The sequence below is a fragment of the Pseudoalteromonas apostichopi genome (assembly GCF_030297135.1).
Classification (GTDB): domain Bacteria; phylum Pseudomonadota; class Gammaproteobacteria; order Enterobacterales; family Alteromonadaceae; genus Pseudoalteromonas; species Pseudoalteromonas apostichopi.
This window is the reverse complement of the sequence record NZ_AP028065.1, coordinates 882,844-896,386: the sequence shown is the minus strand read 5'-3', so window position 1 is coordinate 896,386 and position 13,543 is coordinate 882,844. Positions and strand designations below refer to the sequence as shown.

Genomic DNA, 13,543 nt, shown 5'->3' with positions numbered 1-13,543 from the left:
AACTAATCAATGCCCCTATTTAGGGGCATTTTTCTATGCTTAATGGCTCGATGTTATCAGCAACTACAAGTTGATTTCGGCCAGCTTCTTTTGCTTGATAAAGCGCGCTATCAGCCATTTCAATGAGTAACATGGCATCATCACAACTACTAGGATATAGCGTGGCTAACCCGACACTTACTGTTAATGGGTAGCCAGCCAGTTCAGCCAACTTTAGCGTAGCAAGTTTTGTCATAAAACGTGTTACGAGTAATTGAGCATTATGGCTTTGAGTATTACCAAGTACTAGAACAAATTCTTCACCGCCGTATCTTGCGCACAAGTCACTGGGCCTGCGAGTAAATTCAGACAATAGTTTTGCCACTTCTTTTAAGCAATTATCACCAACTAGATGACCAAGGTTATCGTTAAGAGACTTAAAGTTATCAAGATCGACCATCGCTATGGATAAGGGATGTTTTAAGCGTGCACAGCGACTCCATTCTTGCGAATAAAAATCATCAAAATGACGTCGGTTAGCAACTTGCGTTAGACCATCGATACGAGCAAGCTCTCGAACTTGCTGCTCGGCAAGTTTACGTTCAGTAATATTTAAGTGGCTGATCACAACATAATCTGTTTTGCCAAGTTTTAAAGGTACTGCGCGCATCATAAACCAGCGGCTTTCAGTATCACTATGACAAGGATATTCCAAGTAAAACTCTGCGAGCTGTTGATTGATAACTTGGTTTATTCCGGTGTAGGCCTTTTCACCAAACTCATCGCCATGGGCCGCAGCTGATCTACAAATAGCTAGATAGTTTTGACTTTCCCACTGAGTGTTACACTCGCATCCATTCTCATCGCCGAATGATAGCCAGCTGCGATTTACAAATGTGATATCCCCCGAGTCATTAATCACCACAATATGCTCAGAGATAGTATCGAGTATTAACTTTAGAAACTCTTTTGATTCAACCACTTTATAACCTAGCCAGTGCTTAGTTATTTAAGGTTAGCAATAAATGGCGAATTTTCCTCTAAGCTACGCTTAAAGCTTTCATAAAAGTGTTTTGCTAGAGTCCTGAAGGGGGAGTGTAAAGCTCCTATTTAGCTCATGTAGTTAACAGCTGTCAGTACTGCATTTTAAGTTCAGTTCTGACAGTTGGCCTAAGTCTCTAAGTAAAGCATCAGGAAATGCTAAAGTATAGAACCAATTTTAACACCTAGCGCAAATAGCATGGTTACTATTACAAAGCCGATAAGTGTGGCATAGCCGCGTTGTTCTTTGGTCATATTTCACTCCTAAAAAATAACAAATACTGTTGCCATACCAAGGGCGAAACTAATAAACGAAGAAGTCGCTACGATTACAGCTAGGTTTTGCTTACTCACTGCGTGTGCTTTGCTGTCATTAGTTGATTCGTCATCGAGCTTGATGAGCTCACCTTGGCGTACTTCAAACACTGCGCATAAGCTCATGGTAGTTTCTTTTGACGCAGCGCCTTCTTTTTCAACTCGTTGAATGGTTCGTAGGCTTACATCACAGGCATCGGCCAGTTGTTGCTGCGTCCACTCGAATTTAAGCCTCAATGCTTTAATTGTATTAGGGTTCAGTTGCATTACTTACTTCCCAATGAACGGTTCAATTAACGTGATTAGGGCAAAACCAAAAATTGCTCCACCAATAAAACACCCTAAGGTAACCATAGCCACTTGCTTTGGGTTATCTGTAAGTGAAGTCTGTGTGCTCTGTTGAACTAATTTACCTGCTTTGTAAAACGAGCATTCAAGCTTACCTGTTAGTATATTTTGCATCTCAAATTCGACTGCATAAGCATTCTCTTGGTAATTAAAGTCGTGGTGACTTTTAAAACCGAAGCTGCGCTTTTCACTAACCAATTCATCGTTTACATATATTTTTTCTTTACCACTCATGATGTGACCAAAGCATGCGATTTGATTATCACCATCTTGAAAGTAGAACTTATAACCTAATTTGTGTGAGTTTAGTACGTCGTTTTTCATCATCGTTTCCTTGTTAAGTTGATGATGTAAATTTAATGATTATTTTTGTTTTTTACGCCGTCAGTAATACGCCAGTTCCTATTTTGGCATATGACAGACAAGATGTCATATCTGTTTTGTTGTTGAAAAATAAGTACTTTAATTAAACCGCGTGCCTGTCATTAGAGTTTGCAGCTGTCATATGAGATTGATTTAAAAACACCTGCAAATGATCAAAAATAAGGTTTGATACTCTGGTTATTACATATAACCAGAACAAATAAATAACGGGTTAGTACATCTTGCTACAAATCCGTTAAACTAAAGGCTTAGCAGTTAGGTACAACCAGAAAGGCAATATTATGCGTCATGAAATTTGGCAAAAGCTTCGAGATGAAGCAAACGAAGTCGTTTCCCGTGAACCGCTTTTAGCAAGTCACGTTTATTCGTGTGTGTTAAATCATGAATGCTTAGGTTCGGCGCTTAGCTTTATTGTCGCGAATAAACTCGCAGATGCGGTGGTATCAGCATTTACTATCCGTGAATTATTCGATCAAGCCTTTGTTAAATGTGACCTCATGCTGACACATGTGGCTCATGACATAAAAGCAGTTAAAGATCGCGACCCTGCGGCCGATAGTTACTTAACTGTTATTTTGAACCTTAAAGGCTTCCATGCAATACAAGCACACCGACTCGCAAACTGCTTATGGCAACAAAACCGAAAAGAGCTTGCTCGTTTCATTCAGAGCAGAACCTCAGAAGTATTTGGCGTTGACATCCATCCTGCTTGTAAAGTTGGTCATGGTATTATGTTTGACCATGCAACTGGGATTGTAATTGGTGAAACTGCAGTTATCGAAGATAACGTTTCGATTCTACAATCTGTAACCTTAGGTGGTACAGGTAATGAACAAGGTGATCGCCACCCTAAAATACGTGCCGGTGTATTGATTGGCGCAGGTGCTAAAGTACTAGGTAACATCGAAGTCGGTGAGGGGGCGCGTATTGGTGCTAATTCAGTGGTGTTAAGTCCGGTTCCTGCACACACAACTGTGGTTGGGGTACCTGCTAAAGTGGTCGGCAAACCGAGCTGTCCCTGTCCAGCCGAAAGCATGAACCAAAACTTTTTAGATGATGGCACAACTACCGCTAGTAATGCCTCACACACCAGTGCTATGTTGTAGTTTTACATCAATAAAGAGCAATGGAATTGTCTAAATTATCCTTCGGATTAGCTGTTATAGCGTCATTTTTTTGTGGCGCTCTTGCTATGTCACTCTTTCAGTCTAATCCACTAGAACAGACTCAAACTCACCAGCAAGAATTTATTGAAGCGCAAACTGTTGAGGCGCCACAGCAAACCAAGTCGGTAGTCCCTGTGAATGCTAAAAAAATCGCTGCACCTAAAGCTGACGTACCAGAAAATCTGAGTAAAAGTGAGCTTGAACAACAAATTGCTGAGCTAAAGCTACAAGTTGAAAGCCAACAAGCTGTGATTGCTAACTACCGTTCAAGTGCAATTCCCCCGCAGCAAATTGATTCACATCTTGAAGAACTTTATACCTTGTTAGAAGAGCAATCTCGTGATGAAGCGTGGGCTTACCAAGTTGAAACTGCGATGAGCGATTTTTTAATCATGGCAGATTTACCTGTACAACCAGAGCTAAAAATCGCAACGTGCAAAAGCTCCGTTTGTCAGTTTAAGCTACTGCAACCAGAGGGTGTAGATGACTTACCAAGTCGTTATTGGCGTGATTTAGGCGATAAAATGATGGAACAAAGCTGGTGGAAGCAGTTTAAATTTACTTCCAGCACTTCGAGTGATGGCAGTCTAACCGTTATCGCTAGTACCGAGTAAAGTTAAACGACCTTCGAGTGCAGCTGACCATCGGTAAGTTCGGTGGTTATAAACTCTCCTGAACTTACATCGTTAACTGATTTCACCACTTTGCCTTGCTGGTTCTTGGTAATGCTATAACCACGAGCTAATACACTGAGTGGGCTTACAGAATCTAAGCGGCTCGCTTGCAAAGAAAGCTGATTGCGTGAACTTGAAAGTTGCTGCTGCATCGTTTGTCTCAGTCGGGCGTGTAGTTGCGCGAGCTGATGCTCGTTTTTTGCGAGCTGATTTTCAGGTGAACGTTGCATCAAGCGTGGTGTTAAGTTAGCAAGTACTCGCTCATATCGCTGAATTTTGTTATTCATTGCACCATGCAAGGCTAAACTAAGCTCATCTAATTTTTGCGCTTGCTGATTGAGTTGATTACGTGGATGGCAAAGTTGTAAGCGATGCTCAAATTGTGTTGCAGTACTGCGCTTTACTGCCAAGGAATGTTTAAAAGCATGATTTAAGTGCCTAACTAACTGCGTAACTTTATTATGTAGCTCTTCCGTGTTTGGGCTAACTAGCTCAGCAGCAGCCGAAGGGGTTGCGGCACGAATATCGGCTACATAGTCACTTATTGTGGTATCGACTTCGTGACCAACGGCACTAACGATTGGTAAGTGACTTGCGAAAATGGCGCGAGCCAATTGCTCATGGTTAAAGCACCACAAATCTTCGAGTGAACCACCACCGCGACCTAATATAAGTACATCCACTTCATTACGCTGATTGGCGATGTTTATTTTTTCTATTAATTGGCTGTGGGCATCTGCGCCTTGTACCATCGCTGGATAAATCACGACTTCAAGCTGCGGAGCACGGCGTTTTAGTACGGTAAGAATATCGCGAATAGCTGCCCCAGTGGCTGAGGTAATCACCCCAATACGATTGATATTGGTTGGTAATGGTTTTTTGTGAGCTGAGCTAAATAGGCCTTCGGCAGCTAAGCGCATTTTAAGCGCATCAAACTCTTGTTTTAATAAACCTTCACCAGCAGGGGCCATGTGCTCAACAATCAGCTGATAATCACCACGGGGTTCATACAAGGATACGCGGGCGCGCACAGTTACTTGTGCACCATTGCTTGGGCGAAAAGTTTGGCCGCGATTATTGCCGCGCCACATCGCCGCTTTTACCTGTGCTCGGTCGTCTTTTAGAGTGAAGTACCAGTGTCCAGATGCAGGGGCTATAAAGTTAGAAATTTCACCATTTAAGATAAGCGATGAGAAGCCTTGTTCTAAAACATGGCGAATTTCCTTATTTAGGCGCGAGACCGTGTAAACAGGCTGTGTTGAGTGCGTAAAAGCCATTAATAACCCCAGTAACAAATTCTGTGTGTACTTTAACACAAATAAATGAATAATTTTATTTACTCGTGCTCACAACGCTGATAAAATTTGGCCGCAATTCCTTATACTCAGATCCACATGTGAGAAGTTGCACTATGCTAAGAATCGCTAAAGAAGCTCTTACCTTTGACGACGTACTTTTAGTACCAGGTCATTCTACTGTTTTGCCACACACGGCAAATATTTCAACTCGCTTAACGCGTGGTATCAATCTTAACTTGCCGTTAGTTTCAGCATCTATGGATACTGTAACAGAAGCACGCTTAGCGATTGCTTTAGCGCAAGAGGGCGGTTTAGGTTTCATCCACAAGAACATGACAATCGAAGAGCAAGCTAAAAACGTTCGTAAAGTAAAAACTTACGAAGCGGGCATTGTTTCTTTCCCTGTTACTGTGACTGCGGATCTTACAATTGCTGATGCTATCGCGCTTTCAGAAGACAAAGGTTTTTCAGGTTTCCCTGTAACTGACGCTGACAATAACCTTGTTGGTATTGTTACAAGCCGTGATATGCGTTTTGAAACTAAGCTTGAGCAACCTGTATCTACAGTAATGACGAAAAAAGAATCGTTAGTGACTGTTAAAGAGGGTGCAGACCGTGATGAAATCTTAGGTCTAATGCACGAGCACCGTATCGAAAAAATTCTCGTAGTTGATGATGCATTTAAACTTAAAGGCATGATCACTGTAAAAGATTATCAAAAAGCACAAGACAAGCCGCATGCATGTAAAGACGAGCAAGGTCGTCTACGTGTAGGTGCAGCTGTTGGTGTTGGCGCGGGTACCGATGAGCGTATCGCAGCGCTTGTTGAAGCAGGTGTTGATGTACTACTTATCGATACATCACATGGTCACTCTCAAGGTGTTATCGACCGTGTTGCACAAACACGTCAAGCATACCCTGATTTACAAATCGTAGCGGGTAACGTTGCAACAGCTGAAGGCGCGATTGCCCTTGCTGATGCAGGTGTTGATGCTGTTAAAGTAGGTATCGGTCCTGGTTCTATTTGTACTACTCGTATCGTAACAGGTTGTGGTGTTCCACAAATTACTGCTATTTCTGACGCAGTTGAAGGCTTAAAAGGCCGTGATATTCCTGTTATTGCTGACGGTGGTATTCGTTTCTCTGGTGACATCGTAAAAGCACTTGTTGCGGGTGCATCATGTGTAATGGTTGGTTCAATGTTAGCGGGTACTGAAGAAGCACCGGGTGAAGTCGAGCTATATCAAGGCCGTTACTACAAATCATACCGTGGTATGGGTAGCCTTGGTGCTATGGACCAAAAAGAAGGTTCATCAGACCGTTACTTCCAAAAATCGAACGAAGCAGACAAGCTTGTTCCTGAAGGTATCGAAGGCCGTGTTGCTTATAAAGGTCCTATCGCGACAATCATTCACCAACAAGTGGGTGGTCTTCGCAGTGCAATGGGCTTAACAGGCTGTGCAACAATTGAAGAGTTAAACACTAAACCTCAATTTGTTCGCGTTACTTCAGCTGGTATGGGTGAGTCACACGTTCACGACGTGCAAATCACCAAAGAAGCGCCAAACTACCGCTTAGGTTAATTACCTTAAGGTATTGAAATTACATGGGCTAGCATTTGCTAGCCCTAATTTATTGATCATCTCCCTTTGGGAGAGCAGTTCCTGACTAACGAGATACTCCATGAGCAAAGACATTCACGATTCACGAATTCTCATTTTAGATTTTGGTTCGCAATACACACAGTTAATCGCACGTCGTATACGTGAGATTGGTGTTTACTGTGAGCTATGGGCATGGGATGTAACTGAAGAGCAAATCCGCGAATTTAATCCACAAGGTATTATTTTGTCGGGTGGCCCTGAGTCTACAACACTTGAAAACAGCCCACGTGCTCCTGAGTATGTATTTAACGCAGGCGTTCCAGTACTTGGTATCTGTTACGGCATGCAAACAATGGCAACGCAACTAGGTGGTAGCGTACACAGCTCTGATAAGAAAGAGTTTGGTTATGCGCAAGTTGAAAAAGTAGGTAACTGTGCGTTATTCGATGCTATCGAAGACCACATTACTGACGGCGGTGCAGGCGTACTAGACGTTTGGATGAGCCACGGCGATAAAGTGATGGAAGTACCAGAGACTTTCAAAACAACTGCTAAAACATCAACGTGTCCGCATGCTGCAATGTCTTGGGAAGAAAAACGTTTTTACGGCGTACAGTTCCACCCAGAAGTAACTCATACTCACCAAGGTTTACGCTTACTTGAGCGCTTCGCGATTGATATCTGTGGCTGTGAAAAGCTATGGACACCCGCTAAAATCATCGACGATGCTATTGAGCGTATTAAAGAAACGGTAGGTGATGACGAAGTTATCTTAGGTTTATCAGGTGGTGTTGATTCATCTGTTGTAGCTATGCTTATTCACCGTGCAATTGGCGACAAGCTAACATGTGTATTCGTTGATAACGGTCTTCTTCGTTTAAACGAAGGTCAGCAAGTCATGGACATGTTTGGCAACAAGTTTGGCCTAAACATTGTTAAAGTGGATGCTGAAGATCAATTCTTAGCAGACTTAGCAGGTAAGTCTGACCCTGAAGATAAGCGTAAAGCGATTGGTCATACGTTCATTAAAGTATTCGACGAGCAAGCTAAAAAGCTGAAAAACGCTAAATGGTTAGGTCAAGGTACTATCTACCCAGACGTAATCGAATCTGCTGCATCAGCAACAGGTAAAGCACATGTAATCAAGTCTCACCACAACGTAGGTGGTTTACCTGACGACATGAAAATGGGTCTTGTTGAGCCATTACGTGAGCTATTTAAAGATGAAGTACGTAAAATTGGTCTTGAGCTTGGTCTGCCTTACGACATGCTTTACCGTCACCCATTCCCGGGTCCTGGTTTAGGTGTTCGTGTACTTGGTGAAATCAAGAAAGAGTACTGTGATTTACTACGTCGTGCAGATGCTATCTTCATCGAAGAGCTACACAAAGCTGAGCTATACCATAAAGTAAGCCAAGCATTCACTGTATTCTTACCAGTTAAATCGGTAGGTGTAATGGGTGATGCACGTAAATACGACTGGGTTGTATCACTACGTTGTGTAGAGACAATCGACTTTATGACGGCACGTTGGTCACACTTACCTTACGAATTCTTAGGTGTGGTTTCAAACCGTATCATCAACGAAATCGATGGTATCTCACGTGTTGTTTACGATATTTCAGGTAAGCCACCGGCAACAATTGAGTGGGAATAATGCTCCTTTAAGAAAGGTCTGGCATTAACAAGCACTAAATCATACTTAAGTCCGCGTAATTGCGGACTTTTTTTGTTTTTGGCCTAGTCATTTTTGGCAATGTCTGGCAACGCCAAGCACGGTTTGACCGTGGTATTTTGATGGGTATGATTCATCGGTAATGCCATGGATTACGCCCGATACCATGCTGAATGTTTTTGATGGGGCATGGTATTAAATTTTTATATCTATCTGTTTTATAAAGATTAACTTCTTATTATTTAGAGGTTTTTCAGCATGGTATCAAACAAGAATAAAAGGTCGAAACATGCTGACTGATACCAAGCTACGCAATCTCAAACCCAAAGATAAACTATACAAAGTCAATGACCGTGATGGCCTCTATGTTGCCGTCACCACCGCGGGATCTATCTCCTTTCGTTACAACTACTCGATCAATGGCAGGCAAGAAACCATTACCTTTGGCCGCTACGGAGTAGGAGGCATCACGTTAGCTGAAGCTCGTGAGCGTCTCAATGAAGCGAAGCGAATGGTTACTGATGGAAAGTCTCCGGCCAAAGAGAAAGCTCGTGCTAAGGCGAGAACGAAAGATGCTGAAACCTTTGGTGCCTGGGCTCAGAAATGGCTACGTGGCTATCAGATGGCCGACTCTACCCGGGATATGCGTCGCTCAGTTTATGCCCGAGAGTTAGAGGGAAAATTTGGCAATCAGAAGCTAACAGAAATCACACATGAAGATTTACGAGCATTGACTGACGCCATAGTAGAGCGTGGCGCGCCCGCAACGGCTGTGCATACGCGTGACATTGTACTCCAGGTGTATCGATGGGCGATTGAGAGAGGGCAGAAAGTTGAGAACCCAGCAGACCTGGTTCGGCCCGCAAGTATCGCGCGGTTTGAGCCAAGAGACCGAACGTTAACACCGGCTGAGATCGGTTTGATGTACCGCTATATGGAAAAGGTAGGAACCACGCCTTCGATTCGTGCTGCGGTAAAGTTGCTTTTGCTGACCATGGTACGCAAAAGCGAATTAACCAATGCGACCTGGAGTGAAATTAACTTTAGCGAAGCGTTGTGGACGATTCCGAAAGAAAGAATGAAACGACGAAAACCTCACCTGGTATTTTTGTCACGCCAGGCGATGGACATTCTTATTGCCTTGAAGACATTTGCCGGTGGGTCTGATTACATTCTTCCTTCCCGTTATGACTCTGATGCTCCCATGAGTAGTGCGACGATGAACCGAGTCATGGATTTGACATACAAGGCCGCGCAAAAGGAAGGTCTGTCACTAAGTAAGTTTGGGCCGCATGACCTGCGTCGAACCGCGAGCACCTTATTGCATGAAGCTGGATACAACACGGATTGGATAGAAAAATGCCTGGCGCACGAACAGAAAGGGGTGAGGGCGGTTTACAACAAAGCCGAGTACCGAGAACAGCGCGCGGCCATGTTGCAGGATTGGGCTGACATGATTGATGAGTGGACAGTCTAGATATGTAGATGAGCGAATCAGGGTTATAGCAATAGCTAGATCAATAAAATTTACTTTTGAGCAAATTTTTTTTGTCATATGTGTTAGTTTGAATAGTTCTAGAGTTTTCAAATGATAGAATACCTATGCCAGTCAATAATATAGTAACTTCAATTATTTGAGTAGTTCGCTGTAATGACGATAAGTAGGGAAATGGCGGCAGGCAGAGGCTTGTCCACTTAATCAATCATTAGGACGAGAATGTGAACATATTTGATTACACACGTTATATTCTATCAATGGGTTCGGATGAACTGGAGATATTGGTTAGAAAGTGGGTAAGCGCCCAATCAAGTAAGTATGCCTCAGTACATCGGCCTGCGGGAGCCGGTGATAGAGGTTGTGACGTAATAGGTTTCTATACTCCAAATAAATTTGAAGGAGATTGGGATAACTATCAATGCAAACAATACAATAAAGCAGTCCCAACAGATAAAGGAATGCATGAGCTTGGAAAAATATTATATTATTCTTACTTAGGTGAGTTCTCAAAACCAAAAAATTACTATTTTGTAGCGCCAAAAGGTATTAATAGAAACCTTAGAACTTGGATACTAAACCCCTCACAATTGAAGAAAGGTTTAATAGAAAACTGGGGTAAATATTGTGAAGACACTATTGTTGATGGTAAGAAAATCATTCTCGAACCAGAGCTGGAACGATTTATTTTAAGTTATGATTTCTCTTCTGTAAGTATTATTGGAATAGATGATATAGTCGATGATTCGAATTTTAGAGCAATTTTAGTCGATTTATATGGTGGGGAGCTTCCTAGTGCTCCAGCTGTAGAGGTTCCTAAAAATATCGACGATAGTGAACTAAATTATGTTAATAAAATTCTAGATGCTTATAGTGATCATGACCAAATAATATACTCAAAGCCAGAAGAGGTGGTTGGTCATGATGAGTTTGAAGAAGACTTTGTGGAGCAAAGAGAACGTTTTTATAGTGCAGAAGCATTTCGTTTATTTTATAGAGATAATACAGTAGATGGTGTTTTAGATTGTTTTGAGAAAGAAATACTTAAAGGTGTAAAACCAACTCTTAGGTTAGATTATCCTAATTCATTTATAAGAATGTGTACTGTCTTGTCTGAAGCTGGAAAACTACAGCCATCTGGTAAATTAGCAATTCATGGAAAGATAGACGTCAAACAAGGGTATTGTCATCAGTTTGCTAATGAAGATAAGTTACACTGGAGGAAAAAATAATGTCCAATACACATGTTTTCAATAGCTCGTTAGAAGCCGGTGTTAGGACTATCTGCTTTCTTGATTCATACTTTCCAGAGAGTATGGATTTTGATGGATTGATGAAAATTGATTTCATACTTGTTCATTCTAGTGACTTTGGTGGCCCGGAAAGTCTTCATCCAGTAACACCTAATCGAAAAGGGGAATACTTTTCCCGTAGAGAGAAAGTCAGATCAGGACTTGATCTTATGAGAAAGTTTGGGCTTGTCGAAGTTGATTACACAAATAATGGAGTCGCTTATAAAGCATCAGAGTATGTTAGTCCTTACTTAGATCTAATGAAGTCCAATTATTCGTTATCATTAATTACAATATCAGAATGGCTAGCAAAAGAATTAAACAAAAATGGATTTGAAAAGTTTAACATAACTCTGGAAAATAAGGTGTTTTAATGAATTCTGGTTTTTTTATAAATAAAATACTATTTATTGGTGATGATAATAAAGCATCGATTGATTTTTCCAATCACCTTCATATTGTGCATGGTGCCTCGAATACAGGGAAATCTCTATTAATTGAAGCTATAGATTATATGTTTGGTTCTGAGGAGCTTAAAGAGGTTAAACCAGAAAGTGAAAAATACTCAGAAGTAGTAATGCAGCTTTATCTAAATAGTAAACCTTATACTGTTTTTAGAAAATGGCCCTCGAACTCTTTTGAAATATATCATGATTTCGTTGAAGAAAAAGATGGTGAAAAATTTTATAGCTATTTTAAAGTAGGAAAAGAAACAAAAACAGTAAAAAATATTAGTGACTTTTATCTAAGTGGTTTAAGGGATGTAGAAATATCATCTAATCTATATGGTGAAAAAAGTTCTCTTACAATACGATTATTATCAAGGGTTTTCTTTTCTAGTGAGGAGAAAATAATCAGTTCTAATTCTCCGATTGTCGTTGGAGATACTAGCGAAGATAGTAAAAATAAAAATATATTTAAGTTTCTACTTACTGGAAATGATGACTCTAACGTAAAAACTGTAGTTCGTGGTAATGAATTTAAGAGCGAAAAGAAAGGGCAGTTAGATGTATTACGAGATGTTGTAGAGACTTTACAATCTGATTTGATGTTTAAAGATGAGAGTTATGAAGATCTTAAAGAAAGAGAGGTTAAGCTAGATAGTACGATAGAAAAGTTGAATCATAGTATGAGTTTGATGAAAGAGTCTCTATCAGAAGTTGTAAAGAATAAAAGAAATATTGCCAATGAATTAATTAGTGTTGATGAAAGAAATGATAATATTAAATCAAATCTAGCTAATTTTGAAATATTAGAGAAAATATATATTAGCGATATCGAAAGATTGAGTTCTCAAGAGGAAGCTGCATTCCTATTAGGCGTCGGACATCATGCTCAATGTGAACATTGCGGTAAGACACCAGAGAAAATATGTGAAGACTTGATGGATGTTGAAAAATTAGCTAAATCATCTCAAGTAGAAATTAAAAAAATAAAATATAAATTATTAGAGTTAAATGAAACAAGATTAAAATTAAAATCCCAGCTAGATACTTATTATTCAAGATCGCAAAGCTTAAGCTATGACTTGAAGTGTATAGATGATGAAGTTGAAAATAGAACTCCAGAAATAAAGATTATTGATAAAAAAATATCAGAGTTGACGGAAGAGCGAAATCTTGTTTTATCAGATATCCGATTGCTTGAACGTATAAATCTTTTCTATAAAAGACTCCAAGAAACAGAAGTCGCCTCTACACCGAAGAAATATAAATCCCATGATTTTTATCCTGAAAATGAAGCTATAGACAATTTTTGTAGGATATATAAAGATATTTTAAATCAAATAAATTTTCCTGGTAATAATGAGGTTTCTTTCGACTTTTCTACTTTTGATGTGGTTATCGATGGTAAGCCTAGAAGTTTAAATGGTAAAGGAGTTAGGGCAATATTACATTCAGTGTTTAAAATTGCTCTCCTTAAACACTGTAAGGAAAGTAGCCTTTACCACCCAGGGATTATTGTGCTCGATTCTCCTTTAGTTACTTATAGAGATCCATTTAAAAGTAAACATGGAGATTTAGATGATGATGAGAAAGAGTTGGCAAATACTAAGGTTAGTTATCATTTCTTAAAATATTTAGCCGAAAATAATATTGGGCAATTTATTATTGTCGAAAATATAGATATACCCGATTCGATCACAAATAGTATTGGTGTAGATACATTTTACGGTAATAATGCTGAAAATGGTCAAAGGGCTGGTTTACTCTAAAGTTATAAGGTAGTACGTTAAACCTTAGTGGTGGAATAGGTTTAACGTATTCTTTAG

The 13,543-nt window shown here is 40.3% G+C and carries 12 protein-coding genes; 8 read left to right on the top strand and 4 right to left on the bottom strand.

Going from position 1 to position 13,543, the window contains the following annotated elements; all coding sequences use genetic code 11:
* Positions 1-19: 19 nt before the first annotated feature.
* The 3 genes from QUE86_RS04030 to QUE86_RS04020 form a co-directional block, all read right to left on the bottom strand.
* Positions 20-961: a sensor domain-containing diguanylate cyclase gene (locus QUE86_RS04030; protein ID WP_130050766.1), complete on the bottom strand. Its 942-nt coding sequence runs from the start codon at positions 959-961 to the stop codon at positions 20-22.
* A gap of 323 nt (positions 962-1,284) precedes the next feature.
* Positions 1,285-1,602 carry a helix-turn-helix transcriptional regulator gene (locus QUE86_RS04025; protein ID WP_130050767.1) on the bottom strand — a complete coding sequence of 106 codons (318 nt, stop codon included), beginning with the start codon at positions 1,600-1,602 and terminating at the stop codon, positions 1,285-1,287.
* A gap of 3 nt (positions 1,603-1,605) precedes the next feature.
* Positions 1,606-2,010, bottom strand: coding sequence for a hypothetical protein (locus tag QUE86_RS04020; protein ID WP_130050768.1), 405 nt, complete (start codon positions 2,008-2,010; stop codon positions 1,606-1,608).
* A 338-nt stretch (positions 2,011-2,348) separates the two neighbouring features.
* Between QUE86_RS04020 and cysE the strand changes: the two genes are divergently transcribed.
* Both cysE and QUE86_RS04010 read left to right on the top strand, forming a co-directional pair.
* Positions 2,349-3,173 (top strand): serine O-acetyltransferase, encoded by an 825-nt coding sequence (gene cysE / locus QUE86_RS04015; RefSeq protein ID WP_130050769.1) that lies wholly within the window; start codon positions 2,349-2,351, stop codon positions 3,171-3,173.
* Positions 3,174-3,259: 86 nt separating this feature from the next.
* The gene (locus tag QUE86_RS04010) at positions 3,260-3,847 is read left to right on the top strand and encodes a hypothetical protein (RefSeq protein ID WP_256854185.1); all 588 of its coding nucleotides are present in this window, start codon (positions 3,260-3,262) and stop codon (positions 3,845-3,847) included.
* 2 nt (positions 3,848-3,849) lie between these two features.
* Here the strand turns inward: QUE86_RS04010 and xseA are convergent, their stop codons facing one another.
* A complete protein-coding gene (xseA, locus tag QUE86_RS04005) occupies positions 3,850-5,184 on the bottom strand; it encodes an exodeoxyribonuclease VII large subunit (RefSeq protein ID WP_286259341.1) in 1,335 nt (444 codons plus the stop codon).
* Between the two features lie 134 nt (positions 5,185-5,318).
* Here xseA and guaB point away from each other — a divergent pair, with 134 nt between their 5' ends.
* The 6 genes from guaB to QUE86_RS03975 all read left to right on the top strand — a co-directional run bounded on the left by guaB (position 5,319) and on the right by QUE86_RS03975 (position 13,486).
* Positions 5,319-6,788 (top strand): IMP dehydrogenase, encoded by a 1,470-nt coding sequence (guaB, locus tag QUE86_RS04000; RefSeq protein ID WP_054551225.1) that lies wholly within the window; start codon positions 5,319-5,321, stop codon positions 6,786-6,788.
* 100 nt (positions 6,789-6,888) lie between these two features.
* A complete protein-coding gene (gene guaA, locus QUE86_RS03995) occupies positions 6,889-8,466 on the top strand; it encodes a glutamine-hydrolyzing GMP synthase (protein ID WP_130050772.1) in 1,578 nt (525 codons plus the stop codon).
* Positions 8,467-8,773: 307 nt separating this feature from the next.
* Positions 8,774-9,961 carry a tyrosine-type recombinase/integrase gene (locus QUE86_RS03990; protein WP_286259337.1) on the top strand — a complete coding sequence of 396 codons (1,188 nt, stop codon included), beginning with the start codon at positions 8,774-8,776 and terminating at the stop codon, positions 9,959-9,961.
* Positions 9,962-10,203: 242 nt separating this feature from the next.
* On the top strand, positions 10,204-11,211 hold the full coding sequence (locus QUE86_RS03985) for an ABC-three component system protein (RefSeq protein WP_222802950.1): 1,008 nt from the start codon (positions 10,204-10,206) through the stop codon (positions 11,209-11,211).
* Entirely contained in the window at positions 11,211-11,645 is a 435-nt protein-coding gene (locus QUE86_RS03980) for an ABC-three component system middle component 2 (protein ID WP_072668755.1), read from the top strand. The genes QUE86_RS03985 and QUE86_RS03980 overlap by 1 nt, the downstream gene beginning before the upstream one ends.
* Entirely contained in the window at positions 11,645-13,486 is a 1,842-nt protein-coding gene (locus tag QUE86_RS03975; RefSeq protein ID WP_286259332.1) for an AAA family ATPase, read from the top strand. The genes QUE86_RS03980 and QUE86_RS03975 overlap by 1 nt, the downstream gene beginning before the upstream one ends.
* Positions 13,487-13,543 lie beyond the last annotated feature (57 nt).

What these genes read in the sequence shown, in the direction of transcription:
- xseA (WP_286259341.1), bottom strand. Translation starts at nt 5,184, where the DNA reads ATGGCTTTTACGCACTCAACACAGCCTGTTTACACGGTCTCGCGCCTA.
- QUE86_RS03990 (WP_286259337.1), top strand. Translation starts at nt 8,774, where the DNA reads ATGCTGACTGATACCAAGCTACGCAATCTCAAACCCAAAGATAAACTA.
- guaB (WP_054551225.1), top strand. Translation starts at nt 5,319, where the DNA reads ATGCTAAGAATCGCTAAAGAAGCTCTTACCTTTGACGACGTACTTTTA.
- QUE86_RS04020 (WP_130050768.1), bottom strand. Translation starts at nt 2,010, where the DNA reads ATGATGAAAAACGACGTACTAAACTCACACAAATTAGGTTATAAGTTC.
- QUE86_RS04010 (WP_256854185.1), top strand. Translation starts at nt 3,260, where the DNA reads ATGTCACTCTTTCAGTCTAATCCACTAGAACAGACTCAAACTCACCAG.
- QUE86_RS03975 (WP_286259332.1), top strand. Translation starts at nt 11,645, where the DNA reads ATGAATTCTGGTTTTTTTATAAATAAAATACTATTTATTGGTGATGAT.
- guaA (WP_130050772.1), top strand. Translation starts at nt 6,889, where the DNA reads ATGAGCAAAGACATTCACGATTCACGAATTCTCATTTTAGATTTTGGT.
- QUE86_RS04025 (WP_130050767.1), bottom strand. Translation starts at nt 1,602, where the DNA reads ATGCAACTGAACCCTAATACAATTAAAGCATTGAGGCTTAAATTCGAG.
- QUE86_RS03980 (WP_072668755.1), top strand. Translation starts at nt 11,211, where the DNA reads ATGTCCAATACACATGTTTTCAATAGCTCGTTAGAAGCCGGTGTTAGG.
- cysE (WP_130050769.1), top strand. Translation starts at nt 2,349, where the DNA reads ATGCGTCATGAAATTTGGCAAAAGCTTCGAGATGAAGCAAACGAAGTC.